We start from the raw sequence: 20168 nt of genomic DNA on the forward strand, positions 1-20168 counted from the left end.
AGGTCATGACGCAGGATAATCTGGTGGTTTGCACCAAATGCGGCGTGGTCAATCGCCTGCCGCTCAGCCGCGACAGCGCCGACGCCAAGTGCGGAAAGTGCGGCGCCCTGCTGTTCTCGGGGCTTCCGCAGGACATCGACGCGGCAAGCTTCGATCGCCAGGTCGGGCGCGGCAGCCTGCCCGTCCTCGTCGACGTCTGGGCTCCCTGGTGCGGTCCCTGCAAGATGATGGCGCCGGCCTATGAGGCGGCCGCCAAAGCCCTTGAGCCTCACATTCGGCTGGTCAAGCTGAACTCCGACAAGGAGCAGGCCATCGCGGCGAGGCTGGCTGTTCGCGGCATCCCCACCATGATCCTCTTTCACCACCAGCATGAGATTGCCCGTATCTCGGGCGCGATGAGCACCAGCCAGATCGTCAATTGGGTTCGCAACCACGTTCCGACTGGCGGCAACTGAGCTCCAACCAGCAACCGAGGTTCCGTTTGATCCTGATCAAGGTGGCGTCCAGGCACGCCACGATAGGAATTGTCTGAAAGGAGAATGCCATGACCGCTTTGCAGGATCTCACCCCGAACTTCAGGACCATTCGCCTGCTTCTGGCTCGCGAACAGAGCCATCCGGAGGGCGACCGCGAGGAAGGTTACGACGTGCTGGCGCCGCTCACCGATGAGGGACGGTTGAATGCGGAGGAATGGAAATCGCACAAGGGTTTCTGTCGCGTCCGTCGTTTCCGTACCGGGGAAGACGATCTCATCGGCCGTTTGCGCCGCAAACCTGGCGGGCAATGGTATTTTGACTATGCCGAGGGTGATCGTGACGACGAGGTCGGCTTCCATCTCGGCGAGGAACGCTTCGTGACAGGAGAGTACGTCTCGATCACCCGCAACGGAGCCATGCACACTTACCAGGTCGCCCGCGTGGAACGGCCATAGCTCGGTTGGTAGGAAACAAGTGGTGCCTCGCCGTATCCTCATTGTCATCGGCCACCCCGATCCGTCCCCGGAGCGGCTCTGCCGCGCCTTGGCCTCCGCATACGCCGGCGGCGCTGAACGCGCTGGCCATATCGTGCGCAAGATCGATCTGGCCTTGCTGGACATTCCGCTGCTTCGGACAATGCAGGAGTTCGAGCATGGAGCGATCCCCGACAGTCTCAAGGAAGCTGCTGAGGCGGTCGTCTGGGCGGAGCATTTCGTCTTTGTCTTCCCGCTTTGGCTGGGCACAGTGCCGGCCATGCTGAAGGCTTTCCTCGAGCAGGTGATGCGACCGGGAACGGCGTTCGCCTACCCCGCCAAAGGCGAAGGTTTCGCCAAATCCCTGCTGCGCGGCCGCTCGGCCCGGTTGGTCGTGACGATGGGAATGCCCACGACCGTCTACCGGATCTGGTTCCTCAGCCACGGGATAGCCGGCATGCGCCGCGGCATTCTCAACTTTGTCGGCATCAGGCCGGTGAAGGAGACCTTGTTCGGTGCGATCGCGAACGCCAGCGAGGCGAAACGGGCGGGTTGGCTCAAACAGATGCAACAGCTGGGCGAACGCGCGATCTAGCTCATCTAGTCTGCCGGGACGTCATGGCCGCAGGACCGCGGCTCCGCTCAGCCTGCCCATCCGCAAATCGTCCAGCGCCTGGTCGGCCTGCTCAAGCGGATAGACCTTTGTGTGCGTGCGCACCCGAGCGCGGTTCGCTATCGGAAAGAACTCCTCCGCATCACGGCGGGTAAGATTGGCGACTGACACCAACTCTCTTTCTTCCCAGAGAAGTCGGTAGCGCATCGACGGGATGTCGCTCATATGGATACCGCCGCAAACCACGCGGCCGCCTTTGCGTACAGCCTGCAACGCCGCTGGCACCAGGTCGCCGACCGGGGCGAAAATGATCGCCGCGTCGAGCTCGGCGACGGGGCGTTCGTCGGAAGATCCTGCCCAGACAACGCCCAACGATTGCGCGAATTTTTGTGCCTGAGCATCGCTAGGCCGCGTGAAGGCGAAGATTTGACGTCCCTGCCAGACCGCTACTTGCGTGACGATATGCGCGGCAGCGCCGAAGCCGTAGATGCCCAGTCGGCGGCCGTCGCCGGCCTTCTTGAGGCAGCGCCAGCCGATCAGTCCCGCGCACAGGAGCGGCGCCAGCGACACCGGATCCGCGGCGGCATCGAGCTCGAAAGCGAAATGCTCGTCGGCAACCACATGACTCGCGAAGCCGCCGTCGCGCGTGTAGCCGGTGAAGAGCGGCTGGTCGCAGAGGTTTTCGGCACCGGACATGCAACAGGGACAGTGGCCGCATGTGTGTCCGAGCCAAGGGACGCCCACCCTCTGCCCAAGCAGGGACCGCGACACGCCCGCTCCGACCAGATCGACGATGCCGACGATTTCATGACCCGGCACGAGCGGCAGCTTTGGCTGCGGCAGGTCGCCGTCCACGACATGCAGATCCGTGCGGCAGACTGCGCATGCCTCCACCTTGAGCCTGATCTCGCCCGCTCCCGGCAAGGGATCCGGGTGATCGACAGGGTTCAAGGCCATGCCGGGGCTTTTCCAGCACCATTGCCTTCATCACGCTTCCCCGGTTTTCTCGGAAGATCGACCGGAACAGACCGGCTTCCACTCGGCAACGGGAATGGAAACGCGCCGGTCCGGCATCCGTTCCTAGCGCGAGTGCCTGACCTTGACCGGGTGTGGCCGTGCATGACGGCCAAGACCGTAGTCCACCGAAGCGTCGTTGCGCTTCCCCGCGGAAGGCATTGCGAGATAAAGGCCTGCTGCGGCAAGGTAGGCGAGGCCAAGTATCCCAGCCCAGATTTCGATCATGTCGGAAGTCATGTTCAGACACCCTAGGTTTATGATTGGTTCGGCCGAATGATCGCCGAGCCAATTCATCCGGGCCTTGATCGCGGTCAATCGCATAGAGCGAAAGCCTCGCCCGTGAGACCTGCTCGATCTAATGATTTCGGGACGGCCCTACGTAGTTTCCCGTAGGGACATAACCTAATTTCGGCGTGGCGGGATTTGCGCGATTGCTGTTGTCACAAATTCACCGGGACCATAGCCATGTACGCTCAAGCTTCCGCCAAGATCGAACTGCCGTCTTATCTGCCGCAGCGGGATTCCTCGCCCTTCTTCGAAGGAGCGATGGTACAGCCGGTCAGCTTCTTCCCGGCAGGCGCCGAGATCTATGCCCAGGGTGAAAAGGCAAGCGCTCTCTACCAGGTCGAATTCGGCGCAGTGCGCATCTATCGCCTGCTCGCCGACGGCCGCAGACAGATCAGCGCGTTCCATCTGGCGGGAGAGACATTCGGCTTCGAGGCCGACGCCAACCATCACTTCTTCGCCGAAGCGATCAACGCAACCGGGGTCCGGGTCTATCGCACTCCATCGGGCATGGACATATCCCGCCAGCTGCTGCCTCTCGCCCTCAAAGGCTTGACCCGGGCGCAGGAACATCTCCTGGTGCTTGGCCGCCAGAACGCCATCGAGCGCGTCGCGGCATTCCTCGTCGAAATGTCGGAGCGCCAGGGCGGCTTGCGGCAGGTGGAACTGCCTATGTCGCGCAACGATATCGGCGACTATCTCGGCCTCACGATCGAAACCGTCTCGCGGGTTTTCACCCGCCTGAAAGAGAAAGGCGTGATCCGCCTGCTCAGCCTGCGCAGCATTGAAATTCTCAAGCGCGAGACACTGCTGGCGATGGGGGAATGAGGCCATTCGGGCCAATCGCCCGCTCCTCGATCCTGAAAGGGACGACAATGAAAACCACGCTTGCAACCCATAGCGGATTTCGCTTCGAAGTGCGTCGCGCACGCCCTGACGACGAGCCGCTTGTCGCGGAGTTCTTCAAGCATGTAACGCCGGAGGATCTGCGCTTCCGTTTCCTCGGCGCCGTTCGGGAGGTGTCGCATGAGCGCCTGGTGGCGATGACCCGTTCCGACGATCCGCACATCCATAATTTTCTGGCCTTTTCGACCGACGGAATGCTGATCGCGGTGGCGACCCTGGCCGCCGATCCGGCCGACCGGCGCGGCGAGGTCGCCATCTGCATCCGCGAGGATCGCAAGCATCTCGGCGTCGGCTGGGAATTTCTCGGCTACATCGGGCATTACGCAGACGATCATGGCATCGAGACGGTCGAGTCGATCGAGAGCCGCGAAAACCGCGCGGCGATCGAGCTTGAGCGCGAGATGGGCTTCACTGTCGCGACGGATCCCGACGATCCGACGCTCGTCCTGGTCCAGCGGAAGCTCGGCGCCAAGTTGGCGAATTAAGACCTTGCCATTTCTAAGCCCTATGGGAGCCCGCCACCAGGTCGTGGAGGCCCGTAGCGGGCCGGCAAATGGCTGCCCCCGAGGGATTGACCATCCACCTCAATTGAGAGGGGCGTTCCGCCAACAGGCGGGCGATTGTGTCGTTCAAATCGTTTCGACGCTGAGCAGTTCTGTCGCCACCGCGCGTTCTTCGTCGGCCGGAATGACAAGCACATCGACAGGCGAATTCGCGGCACTCACAAAATCTTCGCCGCTGCGATTCAAGCCATCGTCCATGGCGACGCCCAGCCATGCGGCAGCCTCGCATATCCGTCGCCGGATCAGGGGCGCATGCTCGCCGATGCCCGCTGTGAACACCAGCGTGTCGAGCCCACCCAGCGCAGCCGCAAGAGATCCGATTTCGCGCCCAACCCGATAGACGAACAGATCGACAGCGCGCATTGCCGCCGGGTCCTTCGACGCCAGTAGCGTCTGCATGTTCCCAGAGACGCCGGATACTCCGAGCAGACCGGATTTCTCGTAAAGCAAGTCACTCAGTTCGTCGGGCGACAGCTTCCGGTCCTGCAGGAGATGCAGCAGGACGCCGGGATCGATCGCGCCGCAACGTGTGCTCATGACAAGGCCGTCGAGCGTCGAGAAACCCATGGTGGTGGCGCGGCTAACCCCTGCCTTCATCGCGCACAGGCTCGCACCGCTGCCAAGATGGGCGACAATGGCGCGGCCACCCGCGCCAGCGCCGTAACGCCTGTGGAGCTCGTTGGCGATATGGCTGTAGGAGAGCCCGTGGAACCCATAGGAGACGATGCCCTGCTCCGACATCTCATGCGGCAGGCCATACAGTCTCGCGATCTCAGGCTGCGTGGCGTGAAAGGCGGTGTCGAAGCAGCCGACCTGAATGGCGTCGGGCAGAAGGCGGCCGGCCAGCTCGACGAGCTCCAGGTTGATCGCCTGATGAATCGGAGCGAGCGGCTCAAGCTTGCGCAGGGCATCGAGCGTTCCCTGGTCAAGCAGCGTTGCACGGGCGAACTCCCGACCGCCATGGACGATGCGATGCCCGACCTTGCTCACTCGGCGCAACAGGCCGCGGTCCGCCAGATAGGACATAACGGCTTCGAATGCCTTGCCGACGGAAATCGCTTGCTCGCCAAAACTCCTGTCGAACGGCGGCGTCGTTGCCGTGGGCGCGACGTGGAGCCGAGGCCGCTCGCCGATTGACGAGACGCTGCCACGCACCAGCAGATGAAGCTCGTCTCGCCCTTGAAAGGCGGCGAACTTCAGGCTCGATGAGCCGCCATTAAGGACAAGAATGACATCCGTCATGGCCGAGTGGTTCCTGCCACTTTTGCGGGCCGGATCCTGTCAGCCAGGCTCTTCGCCATCGACTACCCCTCCCATTTCCAACTGAGTATCTCGGGCATGTCCTGCCCGTGCTCGCGGATATAGGCCCGGTGCTCGATCAGCTTGCCTTCCATGGCCTGTTTCAGCCGGATATGCGCACCGGTCGCCTCTGGAATGCGGTCGAGCACGCCGAGCACCAGATGATAGCGGTCGAGCCCATTGAGCACGGTCATGTCGAACGGCGTCGTCGTGGTCCCTTCCTCATTGTAGCCGCGCACGTGGATGTTGTCGTGATTGGTCCGCCGGTAGGTCAGGCGATGGATGGTCCATGGATAGCCGTGATAGGCAAAGATGACGGGCTTGTCTCTGGTGAACAACGCGTCGAATTCGCGATCCGACAGGCCGTGCGGATGATGTTCCTTTGGCTGCAGGGTCATCAGATCGACGATGTTCACCACCCGGACCCTGAGGTCGGGAATGTCGCGCTTCAGAATTTGAACGGCAGCGAGCGTCTCGAGCGTCGGCACGTCGCCGGCGCAGGCCATCACCACATCCGGCTCGGCTCCGCCGTCGGTCGACGCCCAACCCCATATGCCGATGCCCGCGTTGCAGTGGACTTTCGCCTCGTCGATGGACAGCCACTGCCAGGAATTAGCTTTGCCGGCGACGATGACGTTGATGCGGTTCCATGTCTGCAGCACATGGTCGGTCACGCAAAGCAGGCTGTTCGCATCCGCCGGCAGGTAGACGCGCACGACATCCGCCTTCTTGTTCAACGCCACGTCGATGAAACCTGGATCCTGATGGCTGAAGCCATTGTGCTCCTGCTGCCAGACATGGCTTGACAACAGATAGTTCAACGACGCGATCGGTCGCCGCCAGGCGAGCTTGCGGCAGGCATCCAGCCATTTCGCATGTTGGTTGAACATGGAATCGACGATGTGCGTGAAGGCCTCATAGCAGGAAAAGAAGCCGTGGCGCCCAGTGAGCAGGTATCCTTCCAGCCAGCCCTGGCAGGTATGCTCGGACAGAATCTCCAGGACCCTGCCCTCGCGCGCCAGATGGACGTCCTCCGGGAGGATCTCTTCCATCCAGGCACGCTCCGTCACCTCGAAGACATCCTGCAGCCGGTTCGACGCGGTCTCGTCGGGACCGACGATGCGGAAGTTCTTGGTGCTTTGATTCAATACCATGACGTCACGCAGGAAACTGCCCATTACACGGGTCGATTCCGCCTTGACGCCCCCGGGGCGTTCAACTGGGACGGCGTGCTCATCCAGGCCGGGCAGCTCGAGAGGCCGGCGCAACAGGCCGCCATTGGCATGCGGGTTGGCGCTCATGCGCCTTTCACCTTTTGGCGCGGTGGCGCGTACCGTGGCCACGGGCGCGCCGGCGGCATCGAAGAGCTCTTCGGGCCGGTAGCTTCTCATCCATTCCTCAAGCATCCTCAGGTGAGCGGGATTTTCGGCCAGGCCGGAGAGCGGAACCTGGTGGGCACGCCAGAAACCCTCGGTCTTCAGTCCGTCGACCTCCTTGGGACCGGTCCAGCCCTTCGGGCTTCGCAGCACGATCATCGGCCATTTCGGCCGACACCGCGCCGTCCTTGCGCCGCCGCGGACGGCGTCCTGGATCGCCCTGATGCGGTCGAGCGCATCGTCGAGCACGACCGCCATCCGCTCATGCATCGAGGCCGGATCGCCGCCCTCGACGAACAGCGGCTCGTAGCCGTAACCGACGAACAGCGCACGCAGCTCTTCCTCGGGGATGCGGGCCAGAATGGTGGGATTGGCGATCTTGTAGCCGTTGAGATGCAGGATCGGCAGCACCGCGCCGTCAAGCACCGGGTTGAGGAACTTGTTGGAGTGCCAGGAGGTGGCGAGCGGTCCGGTTTCGGCCTCGCCGTCGCCAACCACGCAGGCGACGACAAGGTCCGGGTTGTCAAAGGCCGCGCCATAGGCATGCGAGAGCGCGTAGCCAAGCTCGCCGCCTTCGTGGATCGAGCCGGGCACGTCGGGAGCGGCATGGCTTGGGATGCCGCCCGGAAACGAGAACTGACGGAAGAGCTTCTTCATTCCTGCTTCGTCCAACGAGATATCCGGATTGATCTCGCTGTAGGTGCCTTCGAGATAGGTGTTGGCAACCATGGCCGGTCCGCCATGGCCGGGACCGCAGACATAGATGACGTTGGCATCGCGTCGTCTAATTGCGCGGTTGAGATGCGCATAGATGAAGCTGAGACCCGGCGATGTCCCCCAGTGACCAAGCAGCCTGGGCTTGACGTGCTCCAGCCGAAGCGGCTCGCGAAGCAGCGGATTGTCGAGCAGATAGATCTGCCCGATGGTCAGGTAGTTGGCGACGCGCCAGTAGGCATCGATGTCGTGCAGTTCCTGTTCGGACAGGCGATTGGCGCTGGGACGCTCGGTCATTTTCCGACTCCTTCGCTGGTTCCAAACCCAAGCGGCTAAAGCTGAACGCTTAAAGGCCGCCACCGGTTCATGGCTGGTCGGTGTCAACAATGGGCGATTTTGATTTACCCGGCGAAAACCGATCGAGCTTTGATCCATCGCAATGCCGGTCGAGAGCGACCACAAAGCGCGGTTCCGTCGCAAGACAGCGCCGTCTTTGTCTCAGAGCAACGAACGCGTCGGCAGGTTCAGACAGACTGTTGCATCCAAAAGCGGACAATCGGCATGAAACGCAAACTGAACGATGACGCGACGATGGACGGGATCATGCGGGAGACGCCGGCGGCAATCCGTGTCGTTCTCCAGCACGGAATGCTGTGCGTCGGCTGCCCGATCGCTTCCTTTCACACCGTCTCGGAAGCAGCGCGAGAGCATGAGCTGGACGAAGATCAGCTTCGCCGCGATCTGGAGGCGGCCATCGAAAGTGACATGGCCTAGCTCTTTGCCGCGCGGGCTTCAGCGATGACGAGAAGCTTATGCGGCTCGACCACGACGACCCTCTGCCGCCCGCTCTTGACGAGCCCCTGGTCTTCCCAGGCAGAAAGCAACCGGCTGACCGTGTGAAGCGTGGTGCCCGTTATTTCCGCGACGTCCTGACGTGAAATCGGGAAGTCGATTAGAATTCCTTCGCTAGTCTTCTTTCCCGACTGCTTGATCAGCTTGAGCAACGCATGCGCGACGCGCTGTTCCACCTGCTCGGTGGACATCTCGATGACCCGCGTATGGGCATCTTGCAAACGAGTTCCCACTACCTTGTAGGTATTGGCGCTGAAACTCGGGAAGCTCGCAGCGAATGTGGGCCAGAGTTGGCTTGGCCAGGCAAGCACCACGCAATCGGCGGCAGCGACGGCATTTGCCGGATACGTCGTCCGGCCCAGCGCGCTGGCGATCCCCATCAACTCGCCCGGGCTTATGTAACGCACGGTCACCTCATGCCCATCCGGAGTCGATTTCACCACGCGCACGTGGCCGTCGAGCAGCACGAAGAAAGAATGCGCCTCCTGTTCCTGCTCGAACACCGGCTGATCCTTGGCAATGCGAACGGATCTCGCCTGACTGACTATGCGATCGAGGTCCGCCGCAGCGATCCCCTCGAAGACGGACAGCCCGGCAATCAACGACCGATCAAGGCTTGCCAACTGCCTTCCCTCCCCAATTCTACCGCGCAGCTCCCCAAGTCGCGGACCAGACTGTGTCACGAGGTACAAGCTATCCGCAAGGGAAGCCTTGTGTCGCTGCCGCCAGCCAATCGCTCTCTTGTTTGCGCTAAGGCAAATGCCTCTCCCTCGGGCCTGGATAGAAGATTCGCATGGGCACCTTTGCCCGGATTTCAAAGAGGTAATATCATGGCAATACCGCGGACGCGGCCAAGCGCCTATCCGGCGATACTCTCCTACGGCTTCCGACCTTTCTTCCTGCTGGCGTCGCTGCAAGCCGCCGCTGCCATCCTTATGTGGCTGCCCCTCTATTACGGCAGGCTTCAAACCCTTAGCCTGTTCCCGCCTGTGGACTGGCACATCCACGAACTGCTTTTTGGCTACCTGACTGCGGTCGTGACAGGCTTCCTGCTCACTGCGATCCCAAACTGGACTGGACGCCTTCCCGTTCAGGATGTCCGCTTGCTGATGCTGGTGCTGCTCTGGATCGCAGGTCGCGCGGCAGTGTTCTTTTCCACGGAAACAGGCTGGTTCTTGAGCGCGGCCATAGACTGCTCGTTTCTTCTTGCGGTGATCGCTGCCGCGGCAACGGAAATCGTCGCCGGCCGAAACTGGCGAAATCTCAAGGTCCTCCTGCCTGTCACGGTCCTTTTTGCGGCGAATGTCATGTTTCATGCCGAGGCGCACTACCAAGGCGTCTCCGACATCAGCCGCCGCTTGGGTCTTGGGGCCGTTGTCGTCCTCATCATGATTATCGGCGGGCGGATCATCCCCAGTTTCACACGCAATTGGCTGGTCCGCGAGAGGCCCGGCCGGCTTCCCGCATCATTCAGCAGATTTGATGTTTGGACGATCGCGCTGTCCGCCTCCGGCCTCGCCGCGTGGACATTCCTTCCCGAAAACGCTGCCACCGGCGCGTTGCTGATTGCTGGAGCAATGTTCAACGCCGTTCGGCTCGCCCGTTGGGCCGGCGACCGGACACTGGCCGACCCGTTGGTGCTGATTCTGCACGTTGCATTCGCCTTTGTGCCGTTGGGCCTGCTGCTTGCCGGACTGGCCGCGCTCGCGCCGAAAGTGGTTCCGGTGGCGGCCGGCATTCACGCGTTGGCCGTGGGAGCGGTGGCCTGCATGACCCTGGCCGTCATGACTCGCGCTTGCCTCGGCCATACGGGCCGTGAGCTGGCGGCGGATGCTGGAACACGGGCGATCTTTGCTGCGGTCGTCATCGCCGCCGTTCTGCGCGTTGCTGCCGCCATGGCTCCCGACGTAGCTTTTCTACTGCATATGTCGGCGGGGCTCTGGGTTGCCGCTTTCGTCGGCTACGCCGTACACTTCGGTGGAATGCTGATGCGGCCACGCCTTCGAACGCGCGGTAAGAGCGGCGCATGACGTTTGGCGGGAGACGTGCCCGTTTTTTTGCTCCCGCACCCCTCATTTTCGTCGATCAATTTGCGCCAGCGCAAATCGCCAGGTCGTCCGACGATCTACAAGGGCGCAACGGTTGATGCCGTGGTGAACGAAAGAAAGGACTATTCCAATGAAACTGCCCCTCATTGCCGCGGCGATCGCGTTGCTCTCAATTGCCGGCGCTGCAAATGCCGAAGAACATGTCGTCCAGATGCTGAACAAGGGTGAAAAGGGCGCGATGGTCTTCCAGCCCGACTTCGTTCGGGCGGCGCCTGGCGACACCATCAAGTTCGTGCCGACCGACAAGACCCACAACGCCGAGATCATCAAGGGCATGATTCCGGACGGCGCCGAAGCCTTCAAGGGCAAGCCGAGCGAGGAGATCACGGTCACCCTCACCAAGGAAGGTGTTTATGGCGTGAAGTGCGCTCCCCACTATGGCATGGGCATGGTGGCGCTGATCGTCGTCGGCAAGCCGATCAACCTGGACGCGGCAGAGGCTGTCAAGCAGATCGGCAAGGCAAAGCCGGTCTTCGCCGAGCTGTTCGCCGAGGCGACCAAAGCCGCTTCGAACTGATCCGACAGCATGTGGGACTGCCTCCGGCGGTGGCGAACCGGAAGCATTGGCCGGGCAGACCTGGGGGGAGGTCTGACCCGGCCATTTTCATCTTGAGATTGGGTACGTCGATGCAACGACTATCCCGGTACCGACAATCGCCTCCAAAGTCGAAAATTCAATTATTCAGATTTGCGCAAACGCAAAGAAGCGCGGCGTGAAGACGCTATCCTGGCTTCATCGAAACCGTTGAAGTCGAGGAGATGAAGAATGCTTACGAGACGCGAAGCTTTGCTGGGTTCTGTTCTGACTGCCGCCGCCGTCGCCACCATCGGCTCGACGCCGGTAATGGCCGCAGCGAAGGATGTGGCTGGGCTGCCGCGCGAAAAGGTGACCCTTGTCGCGCCGCCGTTCGTGCACGCTCACGACCAGGTGGCCAAGGGTGGTCCCAAGGTCGTCGAGTTCACCATGACGATCGAGGAGAAGCCGCTGGTCATCGACGCCGACGGCACGCAGCTCAACGCCATGACCTACAATGGCTCCATCCCAGGCCCCCTGATGGTCGTGCACGAGGGCGACTATCTCGAGCTCACGCTGATCAATCCCGATACCAATACGCTCGCCCACAATATCGATTTCCATGCGGCGACCGGCGGGCTCGGTGGCGGCGCGCTGACGCTGATCAACCCGGGCGAGCAGGTGACATTACGCTTCAAGGCGACCAGGTCGGGCACATTCGTCTACCATTGCGCCCCTGGCGGCGCGATGATCCCGTGGCATGTCGTGTCGGGGATGAGCGGTGCGGTGATGGTCCTGCCGCGTGACGGTCTGAAGGACGAGAAGGGCAAGCCCGTCCGCTACGACCGCATCTACTATATCGGCGAGAACGACTTCTACATCCCGCGCGACGAGCAGGGAAAATTCAAGAAGTACGACTCGGCCGGCGACAACTACGACGACACCGTGAAGGTGATGCGCGGGCTGATACCGACGCATGTCGTTTTCAACGGCAAGGCCGGATCGCTGACCGGCGAAAACGCGATGAAGGCCAAGGTTGGGGAAACGGTGCTGATCGTCCACTCGCAGGCCAATCGCGATACCCGTCCGCACCTGATCGGCGGCCACGGCGACTTCGTCTGGGAAGGCGGCAAGTTCGCGAACCCGCCCGCCAAGGATATGGAAACCTGGTTCATTCGCGGCGGTTCGGCGGGCTCGGCGCTCTATACCTTCCGGCAGCCGGGCGTCTACGCCTACGTCAATCACAATCTGATCGAGGCGGTCGAACTCGGCGCCACCGCGCACTTCACGGTGGACGGGAAATGGGACGACGATCTCATGATGCAGGTCGAGGCTCCCAAGGCGATTGCCTCATAACCGGGAGGGCGATCTCCCACGACCCGCCGGCACCGTCGGCGGGTCGCACCGCCAAGCGGATTTCGGACATGTCCTTCGATCCTGTCTTCACATTTGGAACGATCGCGGCCGCCGCCCTCATCGGTTTCGGCGTCAGCCACGCGATCGATGGGACGCCCTCGCGATCCCGGGTTCCAACTGCCACGGCAGAGCTGGTAGCGCTGACTCCCGGATCATTCGAACATCCGCAGCCTGGAGAGTTCCTCCGGGATAACCATCCCGTGCCTGCGCCCGTGGCGAAGGAAACCATCGACACGCCTCTGGAAATCATGAAGTTCCAGGTGACCGCGTCGGATTACGACCGTTGCGTTTCGGACGGCGCCTGCAAACCCGCCGACTCGCGTCTCGTCGGCAATGTTCCGGTGACGGGCGTCAGCTTCCTCGATGCGCAGGCTTACGCGAATTGGCTGTCGGCGAAAACGGGGGAAACCTGGCGGCTGGCCACCGACGTGGAATGGGCCTATGGCGCCGGCGAGCGATTTCGGGCCGATATCGAAGGGGGCGACGGCGATCCGGCGGATCCGGCGAGGCGATGGCTCGCCCAATACCGCAATGAGGCCGCGCTCGGCCGCAAGGCGGATCCGGAACCGCGGCCTCTCGGTGAGTTTGGAACCAACTCAAAAGGTGTTGCGGATATTGCAGGCAATGTCTGGGAATGGACATCGACATGCTACGCCCATGTGACGATGACCAGCGACGGCGTTGCCAGTTCGCTCAGTAACTGCGGCGTGCACGTTGTGGAGGGTTTCCACCGGACCTACATGTCGAATTTCATCCGCGACGGCAAAAGCGGCGGCTGCGCGGTGGGCACGCCACCGGACAATCTCGGGTTTCGCCTGGTCCATGAGCGCGGCGGCTTCCTGCAGGCCGCCCTTCGCCGGCTTGGCCTGACCTGATTCACAAGAGGAATGTAGATGACTTCGAAATCGGTCCTGCTTGACAGGATCCGCCCTGCCGCCGAACAGCCCTTGGCGCAGCCTGGTGTCGACCGGGCATCGATAGGCGAGTTGGTTCGCGAATTCTATGCCAGGGTTAGAAGCGACGAGCGCCTCGGACCCATCTTTTCCCGCGAGATCGTCGGTGATTGGGAACACCATCTGGAGAAGATGACGGACTTCTGGTGCTCCGTCATCTTGAAGAGCGGCGACTACCATGGCCGGCCAGTGCCGGCTCATGTGAAGCTCAAGGACGTCACCGAGTCCGACTTCGATATTTGGCTGGTACTCTTTGGCGAAACTGCTGCAGAGCTCTTCGAACCCGCAACCGCGGCTGTGTTTGTCGAGCGAGCGGAACGGATCGCCGCGAGCCTGAAGCTCGCCATGTTCTTTCGCCTTGACCGTACCGCGGCCGCGGGCGGCCAGTAAGGCGTCTCCAGGACAGCCGGACCGGGCGGTTTGATCTGGCGCAAGGAACAGGGTGCTTCGGGCCGTAGTGTCCTCGAATGATCCTTAACCTTTTCGTCGGCACGATCGTCATCAGCCTGACGGTCCTGATCCACACGTTCGGCCTTATCGCCGTCACTCACACGATGGCACGGCTCGTTGCGTTCTTTCGCATGCACGGGCGGCGCAGCCGGGTGGTCGACCGCCTACCTTATCGCGGCCGGCACCCGTGTCGGTCCCTTCCGGATCGGCGAGCACTTCTGATCCGCGACTCCGGCCTCAAACCGCCAGCGAGTGCCTGCCGGTTCCATTGTTGAGATATTTGTCGAACTTGGCCGCCACCGCCCTGACGAGCGGACGGCTTTCCTCCGGCACGGTGAAATTTTCGCCGTCGAGCCGAAGGTGTTGGCCGGCACCGCCGATAGCCAACCGACTTGCTTCGCACAGCACCGTTTGCCCCGCCACTCCAAAGCGTTCGACAAGTTCCATCGCCGAAAAGGCGAAGTTGCACATCAGGCGCTCGATGACCCAGCCTCGCGCCAGATCATCGAGACTGAACTCGATCCCCCGCGCTATCGCCAGCCGGCCGGAATCCACGGCCTTTTCGTACTCGCCGGTGGCAACGATGTTTTGTGCATGACCCTGGCGGAACCGGCTGATCGAGGAGGGACCCAGACCGATCAGGGTTTCGCACTGATCCTCGGTATAGCCCTGGAAGTTGCGGCGGATCCTGCCGGCACGCGCTGCAACCGCCAGCGCATCCTGCGGTTTTGCGAAATGATCCAGCCCCAATGCCTCGTAGCCTGCATCGACGATCAGTTGAGCGGCACGCCGCGACTGTGCCAGGCGTGCGGCGGAGCCGGGCAACCATGCTTCGTCGATCATCGTTTGGTGCTTCTTGAACCACGGAACATGCGCATAACCGAACAAGGCCAATCGGTCCGGCACCAGCGTCAGAGCCTGCGTGACGGTCGCCGCAACGCTCTCACAGGTCTGATGCGGGAGCCCATAGAGCAGGTCCAGGTTGACAGAGTGAACACCCCGCGCGCGCACCGCATCGACAATGCTCTTGGTCAGCGCGAAACTTTGTTCGCGATTGATTGCCTTCTGCACCTTGGGATCGAAGTCCTGGACACCGAGGCTCGCCCTGGTCATGCCGATCGCGGCGAAGGCATCGAGCCGCTCGTCGTCCATGTCGTTCGGGTCGATCTCGACGCTGAGGCTGGCGCCGTCGAGGAAATCGAACCGTTCACGCAACGCTTTTCCAAGCATGAGGATATCGTCGGGCTTCAGCATCGTCGGGGAACCGCCCCCGAAATGAACGGCGCGGACCCTGCCCCGGCCACTCACAAGGCGGCCGACCGTTTCGATCTCCTTGTGCAGTGAGCGGAGGAATGTGGCCACGGGCGCATAGTGACGCGTCTGCTTGGTATGGCAGGCACAGAACCAGCATAACCGGTCGCAATAGGGGATATGCAGATAGAGCGATATCTCGTCATCGCCTTCAAGCGCATCCATCCATCCGCGAACAATCACCGCGTCGATCCCCGGATGAAAGTGCGGCGCAGTCGGATAACTCGTGTAACGCGGCACATTGTCGCCGAGGCCTATGGCCGGAGTTGGGTGCGGGGGCAGGATGATGGCGGCGGGAGCGGTCATGACGGTCAAACTACCTGCACGGCACAGGCAAAACCTTGATTTCGATCAAGGCGACCCAAGCCAAAACCGGCGCAAATTGCCGTCCCTATTTGACCACGGGCGTCGCGATGGCCGGCAGACAGAATGCTCAACGGGCTGAAGTTCCCGCGATTTGCAAACCCTGCGAAGCGCGACGGACCGGATTATGCGGTGCGCTCAACGCCCGCCAACTTGCCGATTTGGCCAAAGCCTCCTTCAGGCACGAGATTTTGGCGGGGACGGAACTGCCCGAGGACGGAACCTACTCGAACCTGTTGTCCGGAGTGGTCAAGCTCACGAGAAATCTCTCGGATGGTCGTCAGCAGATCGTCGGTTTCCATTTCGCGCCCGATTTTCTGGGCAGGCCGTTCGACGCGAAAAGGCCGATCAAGGCCGAAGCCTTGACGAATGTGGCGCTATGCTCGTTTCCAGGAGCGATCGTCGATCAAATGGCCGACGAAGTGCCGAGACTTGGACGCCTGCTGTTGATGCGCGCGCTGAACGAACTTGACGAAGCGCGCGACTGGATGGCGGCACTGGGGCGCAAGACCGCCTCCGAAAAGGTCGCAAGCTTCCTTCTTATGTTCGCCGGAAACATCGACGCTTCCAAATATCCGGCAGACCCTGTCAGCTTCGATCTGCCGCTGACACGAGCGGAGATCGCCGATTTTCTTGGGCTGACGATCGAGACGGTAAGCCGGGAATTCTCCAGGCTGCGAGTGGACGGCGTGATCCGGATCGTAAACAAGCGAAACATCACCCTCGCGAGCATAGCTCAGCTCGAGGAACGCTGCGGCGACTAAGCCGCCGTCGAACCGTCATCCGGCTTTGACCTTCCGGAGCCGCTGACTTCGGCCTCAGATCGTTTCATCAGCGCTTCCCGCCTGTTCACTTCACTGCCGAAGCAGTGCTCCAGCGGTCGTTGCAACCCTTCCCAAAACAAAAGCTCTTCAAAGTTTGACCTGGATCAAGGCCAGGGAACGGAGAATCCCGAAATGGTGCCGCGAGCGGGCATTTGCGCCGGAACTTTCGAGACGAGATCGGGGACTTGCGATGAAATTTGGCACGGAGATCGTCCTTTTAAGCCTGTTTGCTTTTGGTGCCCTTGTGGCCGCCGGTTTCGGCGTGGATGAACCTTTTCGCCAGCATATGTGGGTTTTGTTCTTCGCGGTGGCTGGCTTCACCGCGATCTTGCTGCGCAATTCGGATTTTAAGCCCGCGGCGCCGATCGACCCCTCCGCCTACATGGATGGTCCGATCCGCTACGGGGCCATCGCGACGGTGTTCTGGGGTGTCGTCGGCATGCTGGTCGGCGTCGTTATCGCGCTTCAGCTCGCCTTCCCCGATCTTAACATCCCGCCCTGGTTCAATTTCGGCCGTCTACGCCCGCTGCACACCTCCGGCGTCGTCTTTGCCTTTGGCGGCAACGCGCTGATTTGCACCTCGCTTTACGTCGTCCAACGCACCTGCCGGGCACGCCTCTTCGGCGGCAATCTCGCCTGGTTCGTCTTCTGGGGATATCAGCTTTTCATCGTCATGGCCGCGACCGGATACCTGCTCGGCATCACCGAGAGCCGCGAATACGCCGAGCCGGAATGGTATGTCGACATCTGGCTGACGATCGTCTGGGTCGGGTACCTGATCCTTTTCCTTGGCACCATTTTGAAGCGCAAGGAACCGCACATCTACGTTGCCAACTGGTTCTACCTTTCCTTCATCGTCACCATCGCGATGCTGCATGTGGTCAACAACCTGTCGATGCCCGCCTCGTTCCTTGGCTCCAAAAGCTATTCCGCCTTCTCGGGCGTCCAGGATGCGCTGACGCAGTGGTGGTACGGGCACAACGCGGTCGGCTTCTTCCTGACCGCAGGCTTCCTGGGGATGATGTATTACTTCGTGCCCAAGCAGGTGAACCGGCCGGTCTATTCCTACCGCCTGTCGATCATCCACTTCTGGGCTCTGATCTTTCTTTACATCTGGGCGGGGCCGCATCACCTCCACTACACCGCCCTGCCCGACTGGGCGCAGACGCTCGGCATGGTGTTCTCGATCATGCTGTGGATGCCGTCTTGGGGCGGAATGATCAACGGCCTCATGACGCTCTCCGGCGCCTGGGACAAGATCCGGACGGATCCGATCGTCCGCATGATGGTTGCGGCCATCGCCTTCTACGGCATGTCGACCTTCGAAGGCCCGATGATGTCGATCAAGACCGTCAACTCGCTGTCGCACTACACGGATTGGACAATCGGCCACGTCCATTCGGGCGCGCTCGGCTGGGTCGGCCTCATCACCTTCGGCGCAATTTACTACATGGTGCCCAAGCTTTGGAACCGCGAACGGCTCTATTCGCTGCGGCTCGTCACCTGGCACTTCTGGCTGGCGACGCTCGGCATCGTCGTCTACGCGGCGGTTATGTGGGTCTCGGGCATCATGCAGGGCCTGATGTGGCGCGAGTACGACGAGCAGGGTTTCCTCGTCTACTCCTTTGCCGAGACCGTCGCCGCCATGCATCCCTACTACGTCATGCGCGCAGCCGGCGGCGCCATGTACCTCGCCGGCATGCTGATCATGGCCTGGAACGTCACCATGACCATTCGTGGCTACCAGCGCAAAGAGCAGCCTTTGCCGGGTTCCGCCCCCGCCTTCCAGCCTGCCGAATAAGGAGCCAGACATGGGCTTGATGGATAGACACGCGCTGATCGAGAAGAACGCCACGCTGCTTCTTGTCGGATCCCTGCTGGTCGTGACCGTCGGTGGTATCGTCGAGATCGCGCCGCTCTTCTATCTCGACAATACGATCGAGAAGGTCGAGGGCATGCGGCCCTACTCGCCGCTCGAGCTCGCCGGCCGAAATATCTATGTGCGCGAGGGATGCTATCTCTGCCACAGCCAGATGATCAGACCGTTCCGGGACGAGGTGGAACGCTACGGCCACTACAGCCTGGCGGCCGAGTCGATGTACGATCACCCGTTCCAGTGGGGATCCAAGCGAACGGGGCCGGATCTCGCTCGCGTCGGCGACCGCTACTCCAACAGCTGGCACGTCCAGCACCTTGCCGATCCGCGATCCGTCGTGCCCGAGTCGATCATGCCGAGCTACGCGTTCCTGAAGGACACGCCGATCGAGGTGAAGGACTTCTCGACGCATCTCGTCGCCAACCGGCGCGTCGGTGTCCCCTACTCCGATGACATGATCGCCAATGCCAATGCGGATCTGATGGCGCAGGCCGATCCCAATGCCGACACGTCAGGCCTGGAAAAGAGATACCCGAAGGCCAAGGTCGGCGACTTCGACGGCAACCCGCAACAGGTCACCGAGATGGACGCCCTGGTGGCTTACCTCCAGATGCTCGGCACGCTGGTCGATTTCAAGAACTACGACGAAGCCGCCGGCTACCGCTGAGGAGCACAGACCGATGGAATACAATTTGATGCGGGAGTTTGCCGACAGCTGGGGTCTGCTTGCGATGGCCCTGTTCTTTGTAGGCTGCATTGCTTTCGCGCTTCGTCCCGGTGGCAAGGCGCATGCCGACCACGCCGCGCACATTCCTCTTAAGGACGATTGATCATGAGCAGCGAGCATGTCGACGAAATCTCGGGCGTGACGACGACCGGCCATGAGTGGGACGGGATCACGGAGCTTAACAATCCCCTGCCACGCTGGTGGGTGATTACCTTCTACGTCACCATCGCCTGGGCGCTGGCCTACACGATTGCCTACCCCGCCTGGCCGATGCTGAGTTCCGCCACCAAGGGCGCCCTGGGCTTTTCCAGCCGCAACGACGTCAAGAACGAAATGGCCGCGGCTGAGGCCGCCAAGGCCAAATATGTCGCGGCGATACAGTCCAAAACCGTTTCGGAAATTGCTGCTGACGACACTTTGCGCGAGTTCGCCGTCGCGGCTGGCGGCGCGGCATTCAAGGTCAACTGCGTGCAGTGCCACGGCTCCGGCGCGCAAGGATCGACGGACTTTCCGAACCTCAACGACGACGATTGGCTCTGGGGTGGCAAGACGGAGCAGATCCAGCAGACGGTCACGCACGGCATTCGTTTCGCCCCGGACGCGGATACTCGCCAGTCGGAGATGCCTGCCTTTGCCGATGTGCTCAAGCTGGATCAGATCGCTCAGGTCAGCGCTTTTGTAGCCAGCCTTTCAGGGCCGGTGCGGGACATGAGCCTGATCGAGCCCGGCGCCAAGGTTTTCGCGGACAATTGCGCGGCCTGCCATGGCGAGAACGCGAAGGGCAACAGGGACCTCGGAGCACCCGATCTGACGGATGCGATCTGGCTCCACGGTTCCGGCGAGGCAGCGATTGCTTCTCAGGTGCGAGACCCGAAGAACGGGGTGATGCCTGCCTGGGTCGGTCGTCTCGGCGAGACGACGGTCAAGGAACTGGCTGTCTATGTCCATTCGCTTGGCGGCGGAGAATAGGAGCGGGGCCTATTCTCGGCCCTCAGCCGCTCAAGCGACGAGGCCCGGCCATGCCGGGCCTCGACTTGCTTTTGCCGATTCAA

Annotated in this window: 20 protein-coding genes and 1 pseudogene; 16 read left to right on the forward strand and 5 right to left on the reverse strand. The window is 61.7% G+C overall.

Annotated elements, in window-relative coordinates; genetic code table 11:
• Positions 1–5: 5 nt before the first annotated feature.
• The 3 genes from trxC (at position 6) to FJ956_RS08485 (ending at position 1544) form a co-directional block, all read left to right on the forward strand.
• Positions 6–455 (forward strand): thioredoxin TrxC, encoded by a 450-nt coding sequence (gene trxC / locus FJ956_RS08475; protein WP_140679444.1) that lies wholly within the window; start codon positions 6–8, stop codon positions 453–455.
• Positions 456–544: 89 nt separating this feature from the next.
• Complete coding sequence (locus FJ956_RS08480) at positions 545–931, forward strand: hypothetical protein (protein ID WP_140679442.1); 387 nt, start codon at positions 545–547, stop codon at positions 929–931.
• Positions 932–953: 22 nt separating this feature from the next.
• Positions 954–1544, forward strand: coding sequence for an NAD(P)H-dependent oxidoreductase (locus FJ956_RS08485; RefSeq protein WP_181170251.1), 591 nt, complete (start codon positions 954–956; stop codon positions 1542–1544).
• Between the two features lie 21 nt (positions 1545–1565).
• Here FJ956_RS08485 and FJ956_RS08490 read toward each other — a convergent pair.
• Positions 1566–2550, reverse strand: a pseudogene (locus FJ956_RS08490) (zinc-dependent alcohol dehydrogenase family protein).
• A 494-nt stretch (positions 2551–3044) separates the two neighbouring features.
• Here FJ956_RS08490 and FJ956_RS08495 point away from each other — a divergent pair.
• A complete protein-coding gene (locus FJ956_RS08495; RefSeq protein ID WP_140679436.1) occupies positions 3045–3692 on the forward strand; it encodes a helix-turn-helix domain-containing protein in 648 nt (215 codons plus the stop codon).
• Positions 3693–3739: 47 nt separating this feature from the next.
• The gene (locus FJ956_RS08500; protein WP_140679434.1) at positions 3740–4255 is read left to right on the forward strand and encodes a GNAT family N-acetyltransferase; all 516 of its coding nucleotides are present in this window, start codon (positions 3740–3742) and stop codon (positions 4253–4255) included.
• Positions 4256–4399: 144 nt separating this feature from the next.
• On the opposite strand, the gene FJ956_RS08505 is transcribed toward FJ956_RS08500, so the two are convergent.
• Together FJ956_RS08505 and FJ956_RS08510 are read right to left on the reverse strand one after the other, a co-directional pair.
• Complete coding sequence (locus FJ956_RS08505) at positions 4400–5575, reverse strand: acetate/propionate family kinase (protein WP_140679430.1); 1176 nt, start codon at positions 5573–5575, stop codon at positions 4400–4402.
• A 62-nt stretch (positions 5576–5637) separates the two neighbouring features.
• Positions 5638–8019 carry a phosphoketolase family protein gene (locus FJ956_RS08510; RefSeq protein WP_140679428.1) on the reverse strand — a complete coding sequence of 794 codons (2382 nt, stop codon included), beginning with the start codon at positions 8017–8019 and terminating at the stop codon, positions 5638–5640.
• A 264-nt stretch (positions 8020–8283) separates the two neighbouring features.
• On the opposite strand from FJ956_RS08510, the gene FJ956_RS08515 reads away from it, so the two are divergent.
• The gene (locus tag FJ956_RS08515) at positions 8284–8496 is read left to right on the forward strand and encodes a DUF1858 domain-containing protein (RefSeq protein ID WP_140679425.1); all 213 of its coding nucleotides are present in this window, start codon (positions 8284–8286) and stop codon (positions 8494–8496) included.
• Here FJ956_RS08515 and FJ956_RS08520 read toward each other — a convergent pair.
• Positions 8493–9197, reverse strand: a complete 705-nt coding sequence (locus tag FJ956_RS08520) for a Crp/Fnr family transcriptional regulator (protein ID WP_140679423.1) — start codon at positions 9195–9197, stop codon at positions 8493–8495. The two genes, FJ956_RS08515 and FJ956_RS08520, sit on opposite strands and share 4 nt — an antisense overlap.
• Positions 9198–9404: 207 nt before the next feature.
• Between FJ956_RS08520 and FJ956_RS08525 the strand changes: the two genes are divergently transcribed.
• The 5 genes from FJ956_RS08525 (at position 9405) to FJ956_RS08545 (ending at position 13955) form a co-directional block, all read left to right on the forward strand.
• Positions 9405–10604, forward strand: a complete 1200-nt coding sequence (locus FJ956_RS08525) for an NnrS family protein (RefSeq protein WP_140679420.1) — start codon at positions 9405–9407, stop codon at positions 10602–10604.
• Between the two features lie 148 nt (positions 10605–10752).
• The gene (locus tag FJ956_RS08530; RefSeq protein WP_140679417.1) at positions 10753–11199 is read left to right on the forward strand and encodes a pseudoazurin; all 447 of its coding nucleotides are present in this window, start codon (positions 10753–10755) and stop codon (positions 11197–11199) included.
• 249 nt (positions 11200–11448) lie between these two features.
• Positions 11449–12552, forward strand: a complete 1104-nt coding sequence (gene nirK / locus FJ956_RS08535) for a copper-containing nitrite reductase (protein ID WP_140679415.1) — start codon at positions 11449–11451, stop codon at positions 12550–12552.
• A gap of 68 nt (positions 12553–12620) precedes the next feature.
• A complete protein-coding gene (locus tag FJ956_RS08540) occupies positions 12621–13487 on the forward strand; it encodes an SUMF1/EgtB/PvdO family nonheme iron enzyme (RefSeq protein WP_140679413.1) in 867 nt (288 codons plus the stop codon).
• A gap of 18 nt (positions 13488–13505) precedes the next feature.
• A complete protein-coding gene (locus FJ956_RS08545; RefSeq protein ID WP_140679411.1) occupies positions 13506–13955 on the forward strand; it encodes a group III truncated hemoglobin in 450 nt (149 codons plus the stop codon).
• 297 nt (positions 13956–14252) lie between these two features.
• On the opposite strand, the gene hemN is transcribed toward FJ956_RS08545, so the two are convergent.
• The gene (gene hemN / locus FJ956_RS08555; protein ID WP_140679409.1) at positions 14253–15632 is read right to left on the reverse strand and encodes an oxygen-independent coproporphyrinogen III oxidase; all 1380 of its coding nucleotides are present in this window, start codon (positions 15630–15632) and stop codon (positions 14253–14255) included.
• A gap of 107 nt (positions 15633–15739) precedes the next feature.
• Between hemN and FJ956_RS08560 the strand changes: the two genes are divergently transcribed.
• From FJ956_RS08560 to ccoP, 5 genes are all read left to right on the forward strand, one after another.
• Entirely contained in the window at positions 15740–16453 is a 714-nt protein-coding gene (locus tag FJ956_RS08560; RefSeq protein ID WP_140679566.1) for a Crp/Fnr family transcriptional regulator, read from the forward strand.
• 250 nt (positions 16454–16703) lie between these two features.
• On the forward strand, positions 16704–18314 hold the full coding sequence (gene ccoN / locus FJ956_RS08565) for a cytochrome-c oxidase, cbb3-type subunit I (protein ID WP_140679407.1): 1611 nt from the start codon (positions 16704–16706) through the stop codon (positions 18312–18314).
• 10 nt (positions 18315–18324) lie between these two features.
• Positions 18325–19056, forward strand: coding sequence for a cytochrome-c oxidase, cbb3-type subunit II (ccoO, locus tag FJ956_RS08570; RefSeq protein WP_140679404.1), 732 nt, complete (start codon positions 18325–18327; stop codon positions 19054–19056).
• A 13-nt stretch (positions 19057–19069) separates the two neighbouring features.
• On the forward strand, positions 19070–19219 hold the full coding sequence (locus FJ956_RS08575) for a cbb3-type cytochrome c oxidase subunit 3 (protein WP_140679402.1): 150 nt from the start codon (positions 19070–19072) through the stop codon (positions 19217–19219).
• Positions 19220–19221: 2 nt separating this feature from the next.
• Positions 19222–20085: a cytochrome-c oxidase, cbb3-type subunit III gene (gene ccoP, locus FJ956_RS08580; protein ID WP_140679400.1), complete on the forward strand. Its 864-nt coding sequence runs from the start codon at positions 19222–19224 to the stop codon at positions 20083–20085.
• The last annotated feature ends 83 nt before the right edge of the window (positions 20086–20168 follow it).

It is taken from the genome of Mesorhizobium sp. B2-4-3 (assembly GCF_006442815.1).
Classification (GTDB): Bacteria; Pseudomonadota; Alphaproteobacteria; order Rhizobiales; family Rhizobiaceae; genus Mesorhizobium.